At 67.6% G+C, this 13647-nt stretch carries 9 protein-coding genes; 4 read left to right on the forward strand and 5 right to left on the reverse strand.

The window, feature by feature from the left end:
• Nucleotides 1-30 precede the first annotated feature (30 nt).
• Genes RDU12_RS05055 through RDU12_RS05070 form a run of 4 tightly spaced genes read right to left on the reverse strand, consistent with a single transcriptional unit; the run spans nt 31 to nt 3548 of the window.
• Entirely contained in the window at nt 31-291 is a 261-nt protein-coding gene (locus RDU12_RS05055; protein ID WP_366145259.1) for a hypothetical protein, read from the reverse strand.
• Nucleotides 291-677, reverse strand: coding sequence for a hypothetical protein (locus RDU12_RS05060; RefSeq protein WP_300289356.1), 387 nt, complete (start codon nt 675-677; stop codon nt 291-293). Before RDU12_RS05060 ends, RDU12_RS05055 begins: the two co-directional genes overlap by 1 nt.
• A complete protein-coding gene (locus RDU12_RS05065; RefSeq protein ID WP_308684202.1) occupies nt 667-1857 on the reverse strand; it encodes a type II secretion system F family protein in 1191 nt (396 codons plus the stop codon). The genes RDU12_RS05060 and RDU12_RS05065 overlap by 11 nt, the downstream gene beginning before the upstream one ends.
• Entirely contained in the window at nt 1854-3548 is a 1695-nt protein-coding gene (locus RDU12_RS05070; protein ID WP_308684203.1) for a GspE/PulE family protein, read from the reverse strand. The genes RDU12_RS05065 and RDU12_RS05070 overlap by 4 nt, the downstream gene beginning before the upstream one ends.
• 88 nt (nt 3549-3636) lie before the next feature.
• Between RDU12_RS05070 and gspG the strand changes: the two genes are divergently transcribed.
• The 3 genes from gspG to RDU12_RS05085 are packed head-to-tail and all read left to right on the forward strand — an operon-like array spanning nt 3637 to nt 6735.
• On the forward strand, nt 3637-4080 hold the full coding sequence (gene gspG, locus RDU12_RS05075) for a type II secretion system major pseudopilin GspG (RefSeq protein ID WP_300289559.1): 444 nt from the start codon (nt 3637-3639) through the stop codon (nt 4078-4080).
• Nucleotides 4077-6095, forward strand: coding sequence for a type II secretion system secretin GspD (gspD, locus tag RDU12_RS05080; RefSeq protein ID WP_300289560.1), 2019 nt, complete (start codon nt 4077-4079; stop codon nt 6093-6095). The genes gspG and gspD overlap by 4 nt, the downstream gene beginning before the upstream one ends.
• 37 nt (nt 6096-6132) lie before the next feature.
• Entirely contained in the window at nt 6133-6735 is a 603-nt protein-coding gene (locus RDU12_RS05085; RefSeq protein ID WP_300289561.1) for a hypothetical protein, read from the forward strand.
• On the opposite strand, the gene RDU12_RS05090 is transcribed toward RDU12_RS05085, so the two are convergent.
• Nucleotides 6732-7538, reverse strand: a complete 807-nt coding sequence (locus RDU12_RS05090; protein ID WP_300289562.1) for an Ig-like domain-containing protein — start codon at nt 7536-7538, stop codon at nt 6732-6734. The genes RDU12_RS05085 and RDU12_RS05090 overlap by 4 nt on opposite strands.
• Nucleotides 7539-8078: 540 nt before the next feature.
• Between RDU12_RS05090 and RDU12_RS05095 the strand changes: the two genes are divergently transcribed.
• On the forward strand, nt 8079-13647 hold a 5569-nt coding region (locus tag RDU12_RS05095), incomplete at its 3' end, for a transglutaminase domain-containing protein (RefSeq protein WP_308684205.1).

Here is a 13647-nt window from a genome sequence, read left to right on the forward strand (position 1 = left end):
CGAGCGCGGGCGTCGGCGCGGGGGCGCCGGTCAGGTCGAGGGAGAGGTCGTCGAGCGGCATGATTGGCTGACGGTATCGTATTCGCAGCGTTCGGGAAGGCCGCACCGGTAGCGAACCTTCGCCTTATCGTTGACCGGGACCGTTCCGGCCTCGGGCGGCCGACACCGCGGCGCGGTTCGCTCGGCCAGGCCGGCCTGGGAGAGGGCGAGCCGATGACTGGCGCGGGCGAGCGCGGAGTATCCGGCGCTGACGCCGACCAGCAGGATCGAGGCGACGGTCATGGCGATCATCAGTTCAAGGACGCTGTAACCGGCGCGGGCGGCACGACGGCCTCGACGACCAGGTCCGGACCGAAGCGGCGGTCGACGACTATGTGCAGCCGCCGCGCCACGGACGGAACCTCGTCCGTACCGGCGCTGGTGCTGGTGTAGGTCCATGATCGTCCCCCGGTCTCTCCGGCCTGTTGTCCATCGGGACGCTCGCCCGCGTAAAGGTCCTCGTAGAGATCGTCGGCGATCCTCATCGCCGTCAAGCGATCTCGGGCCTGGGCCATGCGCGATACGGCGTTGGATGCCAGCGCTACGGCGGCGGCCACCGCCAGCACCGTGATCGCCAGGGCCACCATTGCATCGATGGTCAGGTAGCCGCCGCGGGGGCCGTCCGCTTTACAGGGCAACGGCGTCACCCACGGCCAGCAGTCCCTGGAACACCATCATGGTGATCAAACCGACCATGGCCCCGACGACGATGATGACCAGAGGGGTGAGGACGGACAACACCCGCTCGATCGCTTCCTGGGCGCGTGCCCCCAGAAGCGCCGAGCCGTCATTCAGCGCCGCCGCGACCTGCCCGGAGTGCTCGCCCATCAGGACGTAGTGGATCAGGTCCGGCGGGCAGGCGGGGACGCGTCGCAAGACTTCCGACAGCCGGACGCCCTCCATCAGCCGCTCGTCCTGGGCGGCGAGGGCGCGACTGAGCGAGGTGATCGTCACCGGCTCGCGGGCCAGTCTCCAGGCGGGGGCCAGAGGGACGCCGGCCTGGAGCATGACGGCCAGGCGGGAGGCGAGGTTGGCGAAGACGAAGTCGCGGAGCGGCGAACGTTTGCCGCGCATCAGCAGGCGGGCGACCAGGTCGCCGGCGGCTCGACGCAGGGGGGCGATCAGCGCCACTCCAATGGTGAGTGCCGCTGTCGCCGCAGCCAGTATGGGCATCAGGAAACGGACCACGGCGCCGAAAGTCAGCACCGCCTGGGTCTGGGGCGGAATGTCGCCGCCCATTCCCGCGAACGCCGGTTCAAGCGAGGGGAGCACAGCGTAGGCGTAGATGGCGATGGAGCCAAAGGCCACCAGGATGACGAAGGCCGGATAGAGGCACAGGGTGACCAGCCGCTTCTTCAGCTGGTCGGCGGCGGCGAGCGAACGGGCGCCCGCGGCCAGCACCTCGCTCTGGCGGCCCGAGGCTTCGCCGCCTCGCGCCAAGGCCTGCAGGAAGCGGGCGGGCGCGCCATCGGCGGCCTCCAGCGCGCGGGACAGGGGCTCGCCGGCGATCAGCCGCTGGCGCACCTCACGGGCGATGGCGCTCATCCGTGCTGTTTCACGGGTTTCCAGCAGGGCGAGCGCCTGCGCCAGGGCCATGCCGCTGTTCATCAGCTGGGCCAGGTCGCGACCGAAGCGCGCCGCTTCGGCGTCGGTCAGGCGTAGGCGACCCTGGTGCTGGAGCAGCGCCGGACGGATGGCGAGCGGGTGAAGACGGGCCTCCACCAGACGGTCGCGCAAGACGGCCGCCTCCGCCGCATAGCTGACCCCGCGGTGACGGCGCCCGTCCGCGCCGAGCGCTATATAGCGGAAGGCCTTCATCGATCGGCGACGCGCCAGGCGTCACCCCAGTCGAGCAGGCCGTCAGCCGACTGTTCGAGCGCATCCTGCCGCAGGGTGGCGTGGCCAGGTTGTCCGGCGAGATGCCGACGCAGGACCGAGGCGTGGGCGCCCGACCCGATCAGCTCGCCCAGTTCCGGCGTGCAGATCATGAGCTCGCTCACCGCCCGCCGGCCGCGCCGGCCCGTCTGGCCGCAGGCTGGACAGCCCTGGGCGCGGCCGACGGAAGCGGGGCGTGTGGCGAGCCCGGCGTCGCGCAGGGCCGCCGTCTCCTCGGCGTCCAGTGGGGTGGTCGTCTTGCAGCTCTGGCAGAGCTGGGCGGCGAGGCGTTGGGCCATGACGCCGATAAGGGCGTCGCCGAGCAGGTAGCGTTCGACCCCCATGTCGATCAGGCGTGACGGCGTGGTGGCGGCGTCATTGGTGTGCACGGTCGCCAGCACGAGGTGACCGGTGAGGCTGGCCTGCACGGCGAGGCGCGCGGTCTCCGCATCGCGGATTTCGCCGACCAGGATGACGTCGGGGTCATGGCGGAGAAAGGAGCGCAAGGCCGTCGAGAAGGTGAAGCCGGCTGCCTCGTTGACCTGGCTCTGCAGGATGTCCTCGAACACATATTCGACCGGGTCCTCGACGGTCAGGATCTTGTTCCGGGAAGAGGCGAGCTGGCGCAGACCGGCGTAGAGGGTGGTGGTCTTGCCGCTGCCGGTCGGGCCGGTCACCAGCAGCAGACCGTGGCTGCGGTTCAGGAGTTGGCTGACGCCCGCAGCGACGGCCGGACGCAAACCGAGCCTCTCGAGCGAATAGTCGACGTCGCGCCGGGTCAGAAGGCGCACCACCAAAGATTCTCCGAACACCGTCGGCGCCGTCGAGATGCGCACATCGACCGGCACGCCGCGGACGTTGATCGTGGTCCGTCCGTCCTGGGGCGCGCGGCGTTCCGCCACGTCCAGGTCAGACAGCACCTTGATCCGCGCGATCAGGGCCGGACCGATATCCACGCCCAGTCGATCCTGATCCTGCAGATCGCCATCGATGCGGAAACGGACGCGGGTATGGTCGATTTTCTGCTCGATGTGCACATCCGAGGCGTTGAGCAGGAAGGCGCGCTCGAGGATCTGTTCGGACAGCCGGACGACGGGCGCGTCCCGCGCTATGTCCTTGAGCCGTTCGGCGTCGTCCAGCCAGGTTGCGGTCGACGGGGCAGAGCCGGCGGCTTCTTCCAGAGCCGGTTCGGCGACGTCCTGCACACGCCGCCAGGCGCTGAGGGTGATGGTGCGAACTGGCGCGTCCCGTCCCAGCGCGAACCGCAGGGCGTCGCGGGTGGTCGGATCGCCGGGGTCGACGAGCCCGAGACACCAACCCCCGTCCCCGTCGTCCATGGCGACGGCGTAGCGGTCCTGCAGAAACCGCACGCTCAGTCCGGGAAGTTCGACGAGTTCGATCGGCGATCCATCGGGCCATACCGGCGCGTCATGCAAGGTTTCGCAGGCCTGCGCGATCGAGTCCTCGGTGGCGAGGCCGAGCAGGCTCAGGGCCACGGCGAGGGGCTGGCCCGACGCTGCGCTGGCGCGCCGGGCGCGCTCCATCGCACTGCCGCTCAGCGCGAGCGCTTCGGCCAGTTCCGGTCGCGCAGGATTCGGCGCCGGCAGTTCGAACTCGTCCGCAGATTGAACCATGTGAACGCCGTGGACTCGGCTCCCGCTCCCCGTATAGTCGACCATAAGTAGCGCGTTGGTTCGGGGGGAACCATTGGGAAATCAAGAATTGAGGGTCGCGCGAAGACGCCAGGGGCGCCGCGCCGGCTACACCCTGACCGAGATGTTGGTGGTGCTGGTCATCATCGGCCTGATCAGCGCCATCGTCGTGCCGCAGACCCTGGGGCAGATGGATCGGGCAAAGGTGCGCGCCGCACGACTCAAGATGGAAAGCGTCGCCGCGGCGCTCGAGATGTATTCGGCGGATCTGGCCCGTTACCCGACCGCCGAAGAAGGGCTGGCAGCGCTGATGGACCCGCCGGAGGGCGTCGCGGAATGGGCTGGCCCCTATCTGTCGGATCCGGCGCTGACAAAGGACCCGTGGGGCCGGGCGGTTGTCTATGCCCCGCCGGCCGCGCCCGGGGACCGGTTCAAGCTGACCAGCTACGGCGCCGACGGCGCGCCAGGCGGCTCGGGCTTCAAGCGCGACATCGTCCTGCAGGCGACCCCATGATCCGATCTCCTCGCCTGGCCCTTCTGACTGGATTGGCTCTTTTGGCCGGCTGCGAAACCTCGCGGGGCATTCGCTCCGACCTGGCGGTGATCCCGCAGAACCGGCCGGCGGCGTCCGGTCCGGTCGCGCCCGATGCTCCGGCTCCCGATGATCCGGCTGCTTCCGCCTGGCGCATCGAGAGTCAGGCTCTTCCACCGGTCGATTCGGCCGCGCAGCGCTCGGTGGAGCGGTCCTTCAACGTCGTGTTCGATCAGGCGCCCGTCGCCGCCATCGCGGACGCGGTGCTCGGCCAGTCGCTGCGACGCTCCTACCGGCTCGACCCGTCGGTTCAGGGCAGCCTGACCCTTAGTCTGACCGGACGGATGAGCGAGGCCCAGGCGCTTGCGACATTCGACCGGGCGCTGCGCAGCGTCAGCGCTGCGCTGGTGGCCGAGGGACAGGGTTTTGCGATCGTGCCGGCGGCCCAGGCGGCGCGCCTCAACGCGCCCCCGGTCGCTGCACAGGACGGAGCCGAAATCCTCGCCGGTTCGGCCGTTTATCAGGCCCGCTCGATCGGCGCGGCCGAGATCGCTCGTCTGCTCGAACCGTTGGCTGGGGACGGCGCAACGGTGCGCGCCGATCCGGGCCGGGAGCAAGTGTTCATCTCCGGCGATCCGATGACGGTCAACGCCTTGGTGCGGACCGCCCGGTCGCTGGATGTAGACTGGCTGCAGGGCAAGAGTCTGCAGTTCTTCCCGGTTCGGTACGCCAGCCCCACCGATATCGCCTCCGAAATCCAGCAGGTATTTGGCGGTCCCGACGGGCCCATGGGCAGCCAGATCCAGTTCATCGAATTGAATCGGCTGAACGGCCTGCTGGTGATCGCCCGGTCGCCGGCCGGTCTCGACCGCGCGGCGGAATGGATTCAGCGCTTCGATCGCGCTCCACCGCCGGCGTCACGGCGCCTGCGGTCCATTCCGCTCGCCAATCTCGAAGCCGACCAGTTCGTCACCACCCTGTCGGCGCTGTTGGGTACGGGTTCGGGCGCGCCGCACACGACTGCAGGCGGCCAGGAGGCTCCTCCCGCGCCAACGCCGGATGCGCCGGGGGGCGCACCTACGCTCGCCGCGGCCGCCGGCGCAGCGGGCGCCCTGAGATTGACCGCGGACGCCCGGACCAACTCCCTGATCCTGCTGGCCGACGATGCGGAGTACCGCAATGTGCTCGACATAGTACGCGAGCTCGACGCCCCGCCGCCGCAGGTGCTGATCGAAGCGACCATTGCGGAAGTGACCCTGAACGACCGGCTGCGCTTCGGCGTGCAGTGGTTCTTTGACGACAATGATCTGACCGGGGGCTTCTCATCCGGCTCCGACGACGCCGCCGCGTCCAGCTTCCCGGGCTTCTCCCTGCGCTACCTCGACCTCGACGTTCGCGCGGTGCTCAACGCCTTGTCCACCGTGACCGATGTGGAGCTGATCTCAACGCCCCGGATTCTGGTACTTTCCAACGAGAGCGCGGAGCTTCAGGTCGGCGACCAGGTGCCGATCATCACCCAGACGGCCGTAGGGCTGAACGATGACAGCCGTGTTCTGAACAGCGTCCAGTACCGCGACACTGGCGTGGTCCTGTCCGTGACCCCGCGGGTGAGCGAAAGCGGGCGGATGTTTATCCAGATCGAACAGGAGGTCAGCGAGGTCGCGGGCACCACCACCTCCGACATCGATTCTCCGACCATCCAGCAGCGCCGTCTCAGTACGCGCATCCAGGTGGAGGATGGGCAGCTGGTCGTGCTCGGTGGCCTGCTCAGGTCCAGCCGAAGCCTGGGCGACACCGGCGTCCCCTATCTCAGCCGCATCCCCGCGCTCGGTGCCCTGTTCCGGTCGCGCGACACCACCCAGCGCCAGACGGAATTGGTCATGTTCTTGCGGCCGACTGTCATCCGGGCTCGCTCGGACATCGACGCGGTGACCAACGAGATGGTGGGGCGTCTTCAGGCGCTGGGCTTGCCCGTTGAAACGCCCCCGGCCCGTTGAGTCTCTCAGGCGCGAGGGGTATGTTTCCCTGCTCGCCATGTCGTTCGCCCTGGGGCTCGCCATTTTCGGCGGCGCCCTGGCGGTGGGCCTGCGGACCTATCTCGCGGCCTCGGTCGATCAGACGCGCGAGATTCGCACCCGTATCGCTTTGGAAAGCGCCGCGGCGACGGTGCTCGGCGAACTGGCGGCGGGCGGCCGGCTGGCGGCGGAGGCCGAGAGAATCCTGAGCGGCGACGGTCAACAGGTCCTCGTCATGCTCCCCGGGATGAAGGTGGACCTGGCGTCAGACCCGCCTGATGCGGTTGCGGAGGGCACTCGGGAGGTCGGGCTCGACATCGACCCGATATTCTCGGCCGCCGCCGGCGGACTGGCGCTGGTGTCGGCCCATCACCGCCTGAGTGCGACGCAGGAGGACTGCCTGCGGAGGGTTTTCACCTACGGACGCGGCGGAGCGCCCCGACTTGAGGTTGGTGGACTGGAAGACCCCGAGGTACGGGCCGGAGATCAGGTCGATTTGCGGGTTTACGCGAAAGGCGAGCTCGGCCATGTCTTGTGGCTACGGGCGCGTTTCACCGGCGGCGAGACCGGCTGGCGAATTCACGACTATCGACGCCTCAATGGGGTCGAGACCTGCCCTTAGGGATCGAGGTCGCACTGCTGACCGCTCATCGGGTCACACAGCTCTCCGGAGGTCACGTCCACAGTTACCAGACCGACATCGGTGCCGCCGTTGCCGTCGCTGACCGTGTAGTTGAAGCTGTAGGTCCCGATGAAGCCCGGAGCGTTGAACGTCACATAGCCGCCGCCGCTGGCGATGGTCGCGGACCCGCCTGTGACGTTGGAGACGCCGGTGACGGTCAGGGCATGGCCGTTGGCATCGGTGTCGTTCGAAAGCACGAACAGGGCCTGGGATGTACTGATCGAGGCCGAGCCATAGTCGTCCACCGCCACCGGCGGCTGGTTGACCGCCGACACCGTGACCGTGACCGTGGCGCTCGCCGTTCCGCCGGCCCCGTCGGAAATTGTATAGGTGAAGGTCTTGGTCCCTGCCGTCGCGGGTGCGGTGTAGCGAACGTAGGTGCCGCCGCCCTGGATCGAGACGCTTCCACCACCCGTTGGCGCACCAACCGCGGTGACCGCCAGGGTGTTGCCGTTGGCGTCGCTGTCATTGGCCCGGACCTGGATGTCGACGCTGCCCGAGGCGTTGACCGAGGCTGTGTCATTGACAGCTACCGGCGGCGAGTTCGGGATGTTGCTGGTGACAATCTGGGTGCGGTTCCCCGCCGCGTCGTAGCGATACTCAATCGTGATCCCGTTCGAGTAGATGGCTTTGATGAGCCGTCCGGAGCTATCATAGATGTACTGGACGCCGGCCACGGCGGGCGCGCTGGCCGCCAGCAGCACCGGCGTGAGGCCGAAGGCGAGCGCCTGTCGAAGGTTCATGGCCGGTCTCCTGGGCTCGCGGATCGGTTGGCCGCGGCGAGTGCAGGGGAGAGTTCGCCTTCCATGGCCTCTGCGGCGGCTTGAGTCGCACGCCACTCGGCCTCGGTCGGCAGGCGCGGCGGATGGGAGCGAAGACCGGTGGGCTGCAAGACCAGCCAGAAGGCGAAGGCGGAGCCGACCACGAGCGCGATACCCGCGCCGGCACGTGGCCAGGAGATGGCGGCCAGCCGGGCTCGCCAACCCGCTGCGGCGGCCCATCGCTCGTTATCGACTGTAAGACGAATCTGTTGGAGAAGTCCGCTCCAGATAGCCCGGATGCGTTTTTCGATATGTTCAGCAGCGGCGTTCAGAGACGCCCGCGCCCGCCCAGGTCCGTCCTGAATTCGCCTCATCGCCCCCTCGGCACTGCTGCACCCAGACTAAAGCGCAGCTTGCAGGCTCCGTAAACAGCGAATTTTACCTCTGGTTGCGAATTCCTCTTCTCAGATCGCTCATACCGTGATTGCTTCAGCTTGACCGTATTGACTCTGGGGGGCGTCGATGAAGCTGGCTGCGCGCGTGGGCGAGGTTCTCGGGGGTGTGCGCCGGCTCGGCGCGGTCCGCATGGCGGCGATCGCCCTGGCGGTTGCAGTGGGACTGTCCGGGACCGCCGGGGTTCTGCTCTATGCAACGAAGGATGGCGCCAAGGCGCAGGCTTGGCCGACCTATTACAACTCCGCCTACAACCCGTCCGATCTCCCGGGCATGCGGCTGTCGATGCAGCACAACCTCGTGGATCCGGCCAGCGCATTTGCCTTCTACGGTTCTCCGGCCTCGCCGACGGCCGCCGCGCCGAGCGCGCGCATCACGGCGCTGGCGCGGTCGCTGGAGAATGATCCGGACCGCATCTACCAGTTCGTCCACAACTCCATCCTGTTCGAACCACAGTTCGGGTTGCACAAGGGGGCCGACGGCGTCCTGCTGGACGGCTCCGGCGGAGCCTTCGACCAGTCGCAATTGATGGTCGAACTGCTCCGGGCGTCGTCGATCAACGCCCGGTATGTCCTTGGCGTCGTCACCGTGACCGGCGCCGACGCCAAGTCCATCCTGCGCGTGGAAACAGGGCGTCAGGCGTGCATTCTGTTGGCGTCCGCGGGCGCGCCGGCGTCGATCAATGGCGCCACGTCCTGCGCCAGTCTGGGCGCGTCGTTGACCACGGTGCAGATGGCGCACGTCTGGGTCGAGGCGCAGATCGGCGGCGTCTGGTACGCGTTCGACCCGTCGCTGAAGACCACCACCAAGATCACCGGCATCGATGTGTGGGGCGCCGCCGGCACGACGGCGTCGGCCGCCTGGAGCAACGTCTCTTCCGGCGTTTCGGTCGGGAGCGGGACGCTCAACGGCGTGAATACCGGATACATTCAGGCTGACCTGATCAGCTACGCCACGACGCTGCAAAACAATCTGATCGCAAACCACAGCGACAAGTCACTGAAGCAACTCGCCGGCGGGTGGGAGACCGTACGAACCGAAGCCGTGCTGCGGAATGCCACCCTGCCGCGACAGGCTTCGGTGTCGACCCGGTGGACCGGGGACGTGCCCACGCCCTACCGGGCGACGCTGCAGGTCCAGACGGCCGGCTTCAACCACACCTTCGACCTGCCCAGCATCTACGGCTGGCGGGTGCAGGCCCAGATCCAGGAGAACCAGCTGAAGGTCGCTGTGCGGAATAAGGAGCACATCGACGCAACGGCGATGGCCTATTTTTCGGAAGTATTCGCCGCGAACGAGTGCAACGCGCCGGTGGTCTGCGGCGCAGAGAACCCGTCGGACTTCAACACCTGGAATCGCCGTGTTGAGCTGACCATCAACCATCCCTATGCCGCACGCCGGCCTGGCGTGGATCCCGCCAACAACAACAATCCCTGGCCGCTGGGCACCTTCGCCGACGAGCTCATCGTCAAACAGCTTGAGATCGGCAAGCGCGCCGACATCCTGGTGCGCACGGCCGGCGGCAACGGCGGGCGCAAGGCGGCCTGGGCCGCGGCCCACGATCCCATCCAGCAGCATCGCATCATTCCGGCCGGCAACGATTTCGAGCAGTGCTACCTCAACCCTCCGGTTTGGGACCCGATCAACGCCATGTGGATCACCAGCCAGATCGAGCCGAGCGACTGCGACGGGCAGAGCGGCATCGATTGGACCTACTGGGTCCAGGATAGCCAGTATGGCAATGGCCAGTTCGCGCGCGGCGAGGTCGCGGTCGCTGAAATGGGCATGAAGAAGGACGCCCTGCTCAACACCTGGACCGATCTGTTCGACAAGACCGTCTCGGTGCTCGAGCCGCTCTCCGGCGCGCGGATCTTCCACCAGCATTCGGTCGGGCTGGCGATCTCGCCGGGCTATACCGAGAACGTACTCGACATCGACACCTCGGTCGGCATCGCCGCGAACGGGACGGATCTGCCGCACCACATACTGTCGGCGCTGGCGTCGCTGGCGGTGACGGAGGAGGCGTTGGCGCTCGGTCAAAGCGCCACAGAACGACCGATGTTCCAGGGATCGCCGGTCCAATCCACAGCGCCGCGCCGTATGGCGGAGGCGACGGGTCTCAAGGTTCTCACCACCGCCGGCTCGACATCGACGCTGCCTGCCGATGTGACGGCGGATACGCGAGCCGAGATCGAGAAGTACCTGAACAAGGGCTTCAGTGTTATCGCCACGACCAGCGCGACCGGCAACGCCTTCCTGGCGCGCCGCAATGACGGGTCCGAGCAGGCGTGGATTCTTCGATCGCGTCGTCTGGGTCAGAACCCGGACGTCGATCCCCGAACCTATTTCCTGAAGGGCGCGGAGAGCGAGGCCCCGAATCCCGTCGACTACCTCGGCAAGGCCGAGAGCCGGCGGCTCGCGGCCAATGTCGCGGGCTCGCTGCTGGGCGCTGTCGATCTGCGCACCGGCACGCTGTCGTTCAGCGAAGGCTCCGAGCTGAGCATGGGGCAGGGCGACTTCCCCTACAGCCTCAGCTTCTCGCGCAGCTACGTCTCCACCGGCCCGATCGAGAGCACCAGCGGCCTCGGCATGGGCTGGACCCACAATTGGGAAAGCTCGGTCAGCCATTCGACGGATGTCGGCGCCCTGCTCCCCGAGGCCGAAGCGGTCACCGCTGCGCCGATGCTGATCGGCGCCCTGATCGCGCTTCAGGCCGGTCGGGCCGACACCATCGAGGCCGCGGTCGTCTCGGGAATCGCGCTCGATTGGCTCCAAACATACACCGCCGCCAATGTGACGACCGTCAATGGCGGCGGCCAATCCGGCCGGTTTGTGCGGCTCGTCGATGGAACCTGGCGCAACCCCGCCTCGCCGACGGAGTCGATCGCTCCCGTTGGCGCGCCCTTTATCGGCGCCTACACGACCAAGCTGACCTGGACCCTGGCGGACCGGTCGGTGATGACGTTCGACGACATGGACAACCAGTATTCCGGCACCGAGTCGCTCGGGCGGAAAGGCATACTGAAGACCTGGGCCTTCCCGACGGGGGTCCTCATCACCCTCGCCTACGGGGAGCACGACAACAACAACGCCCCCGTGCTGACGTCGGTGTCCAACAACCTTGGGGCCAGCCTCACCTTCACCCACAGCAAGGCGGGCAACGATAATCAGGTCCAGACCTGCTATTCCACCGCCTCGCAGACCTATTCCAGCAGCAGCCCGGAGTATCGGGGCGCCCAGCAGCAATGCCATGAGTACGCCACCAACGGCGGCCTCCTGACGAAGGTCCAGGCCGGCGCCGACGAGATCAATTTCGGCCACAACCGGTATTGCCCGCAGTTCGTCAACTTCTGCACCTCCCAGCTGTCGCATGCCGTTCGGCCGGGCCTGCGCACCCGCCAGTACATCTACGACTTCCCCACCGGGGCCCTGCAGTCGGCGGCCTATGCGATGGACTACCAGCAGGTCCTGACCCAGGTGATCGACGACGGGGTGGCCACGCCGCGCGCGCGTTTCGACTGGCGGGCCGTGGGCGGGCAGGTGGCGCCCTATGTGGCCGAAGCCTTCGACGCCCAGAACCGCAAGACGACCTACTATTCGTCGACCTGGACCTACTCCTCGGCCAAGGACGCCACCAATGCCGTGATCCGGCAGACCTATGACGAGGACGGGCGTCTGACGACCTCGGCCGACGCGATGGGGCGGATTTCGCGCGCAGCGTACGACGGGCCTGGTCGAACGAATTGGATCAAGACGCCATTCGGGGACACCACGGAATTCGAGTTCGATCCACGGGGGAATTTGATCCGACGCACGCAGCGCCCGATCGACGGCTGCGCATCAGGCATGTCGACCCAACATCAGGCCTGGTGGTGCCAGGAGATCACCATCCTCGCCGACTACCATGCCACCTGGAACAAGCCGACGCGGATCACCCTGCCGGCGACGGCCGCTGATCCGCAGCAACGCCACTGGGACCTGACCTACAATGCCAAGGGTCTGGTCGCCACCATGACCGGGCCGTCGGTGACGAACGGCCTGACCGGCTCGAACGCCCAGCCGGTGTGGCGGACCTGGTATGACGCCTATGGCCGGGTCAATCGGACCCAGGATCCGACCGGGGTGGAGTCCTCCATGACCTATGGGGGCGGCGGACTGCCGGCCTTCTGCCTGCGCCTGTCCACGCTCTCTTCGCAGGCGGGCGGCATTCCGATGACTACCACCCAGGCCTGCGACGCCGTCGGCAACGTCACCAGCGTGACCAACGCCCGCGGCTACACCACGACCACCACCTACGACGCCCTGCGCCGCAAGACCGGCGAGACCGGGCCGGCGGGGACGGGCATCCAGACCCAGTTGGTCTACGACATCAACGGCGACCAGGTGCAGACCAAGCAGTGGGACTCGACCGCCGCCGCGTGGCGGACGACCACCACGGTGTTCTCGGCCACGCACAAGCCGCTGACCGTGACCGATCCGTCGAACGACGTCACCCGCACCTGCTACGACGCCGTCGACAGACCGGTGACGGCGATCGACGGCGAGCGCCGCGCGACGCACACCATCTATAACGCGGCGGGTCAGCCGACCGAGATTCACCGCTTCCAGCGCGCGGCGGCCGGATCGTGCAGCCTCACGACCGAACTGCCCCAGAACGCCGGCTTCACCGAAACCCGCTGGCGCCGGTTCTATTACAATCCCGGCGGTCTGCAGAGTGCTGAGGTCGACGCCCGGGGCAACTGGACCGAGCAGCAGTACGATGGACTTGGGCGTCCCGCGCACACCATCTACGCCGATGGCAGCCAAGCGTGGACGGCCATGGATCAGCGCGGCCAGGCGATCTACCGCAAGCAGCGCGCCGGCAACCAGGCCATGATTTTCTATGACGCCGTCGGCCGCGACTTCCACGTTCGGGAGTTCGCCCTTGGCGATGAAGGTTACATGTTCAAGGGCCGCAACAGCCGGGCCAGCTACGACCTGGCGGGCCGGCCGGTCTGGCGCGACGTCTCCACCCAGACGACGCTGACCGCCACCTTCGACGACGCCCTGCGCCGCGACATCCGCAACTACGGCTACGATACGGCCGGGCGGCTGACCTCGGACCAATGGCGGCCGGAAGGAGCGGCCGGGATCAGCTTCACCACCGGCTACGGCTATGACGCGGCCAGCAACCGGACCTCGATCACATGGCCGGGGGCATGGACCGCGACCTACGCCTATGACGCCGCTAACCGCATCCAGACGGTGACCTTCCCCGGGTCCGGCGGCGCGGTGACCCTGACCCACGACAGCCTCAACCGCCGCACCGGAATCGTCCGCCCGGGCGCGGCCGCCGACACCAGCTACGCCTACGAGCCGGACAGCGACCTGGCCTCGATGAGCCACGCCTTCGTGGCGGGCTCGGGCCCGGGCGCGGTCAGCTTCAGCTATGGCCACGACGCCTCGGGCAAGACCACCAGCATCGGCATCAGCCAGCCGGCCTTCGAATGGATGCCGACCCTAGCCTACGCCCGCTCCTACGGCGCGGCAAACGTGCTCAACCAGGTGGCCTCGGAAGGCGGCGTGCCGATCGTGTTCAATGCCGACGCCAACATGACCAGCGACGGGGTCAACACCTACAGCTGGACCTATGGCAACC

The sequence above is a fragment of the Brevundimonas sp. genome (genome assembly GCF_031082345.1).
Taxonomy (GTDB): Bacteria; Pseudomonadota; Alphaproteobacteria; order Caulobacterales; family Caulobacteraceae; genus Brevundimonas.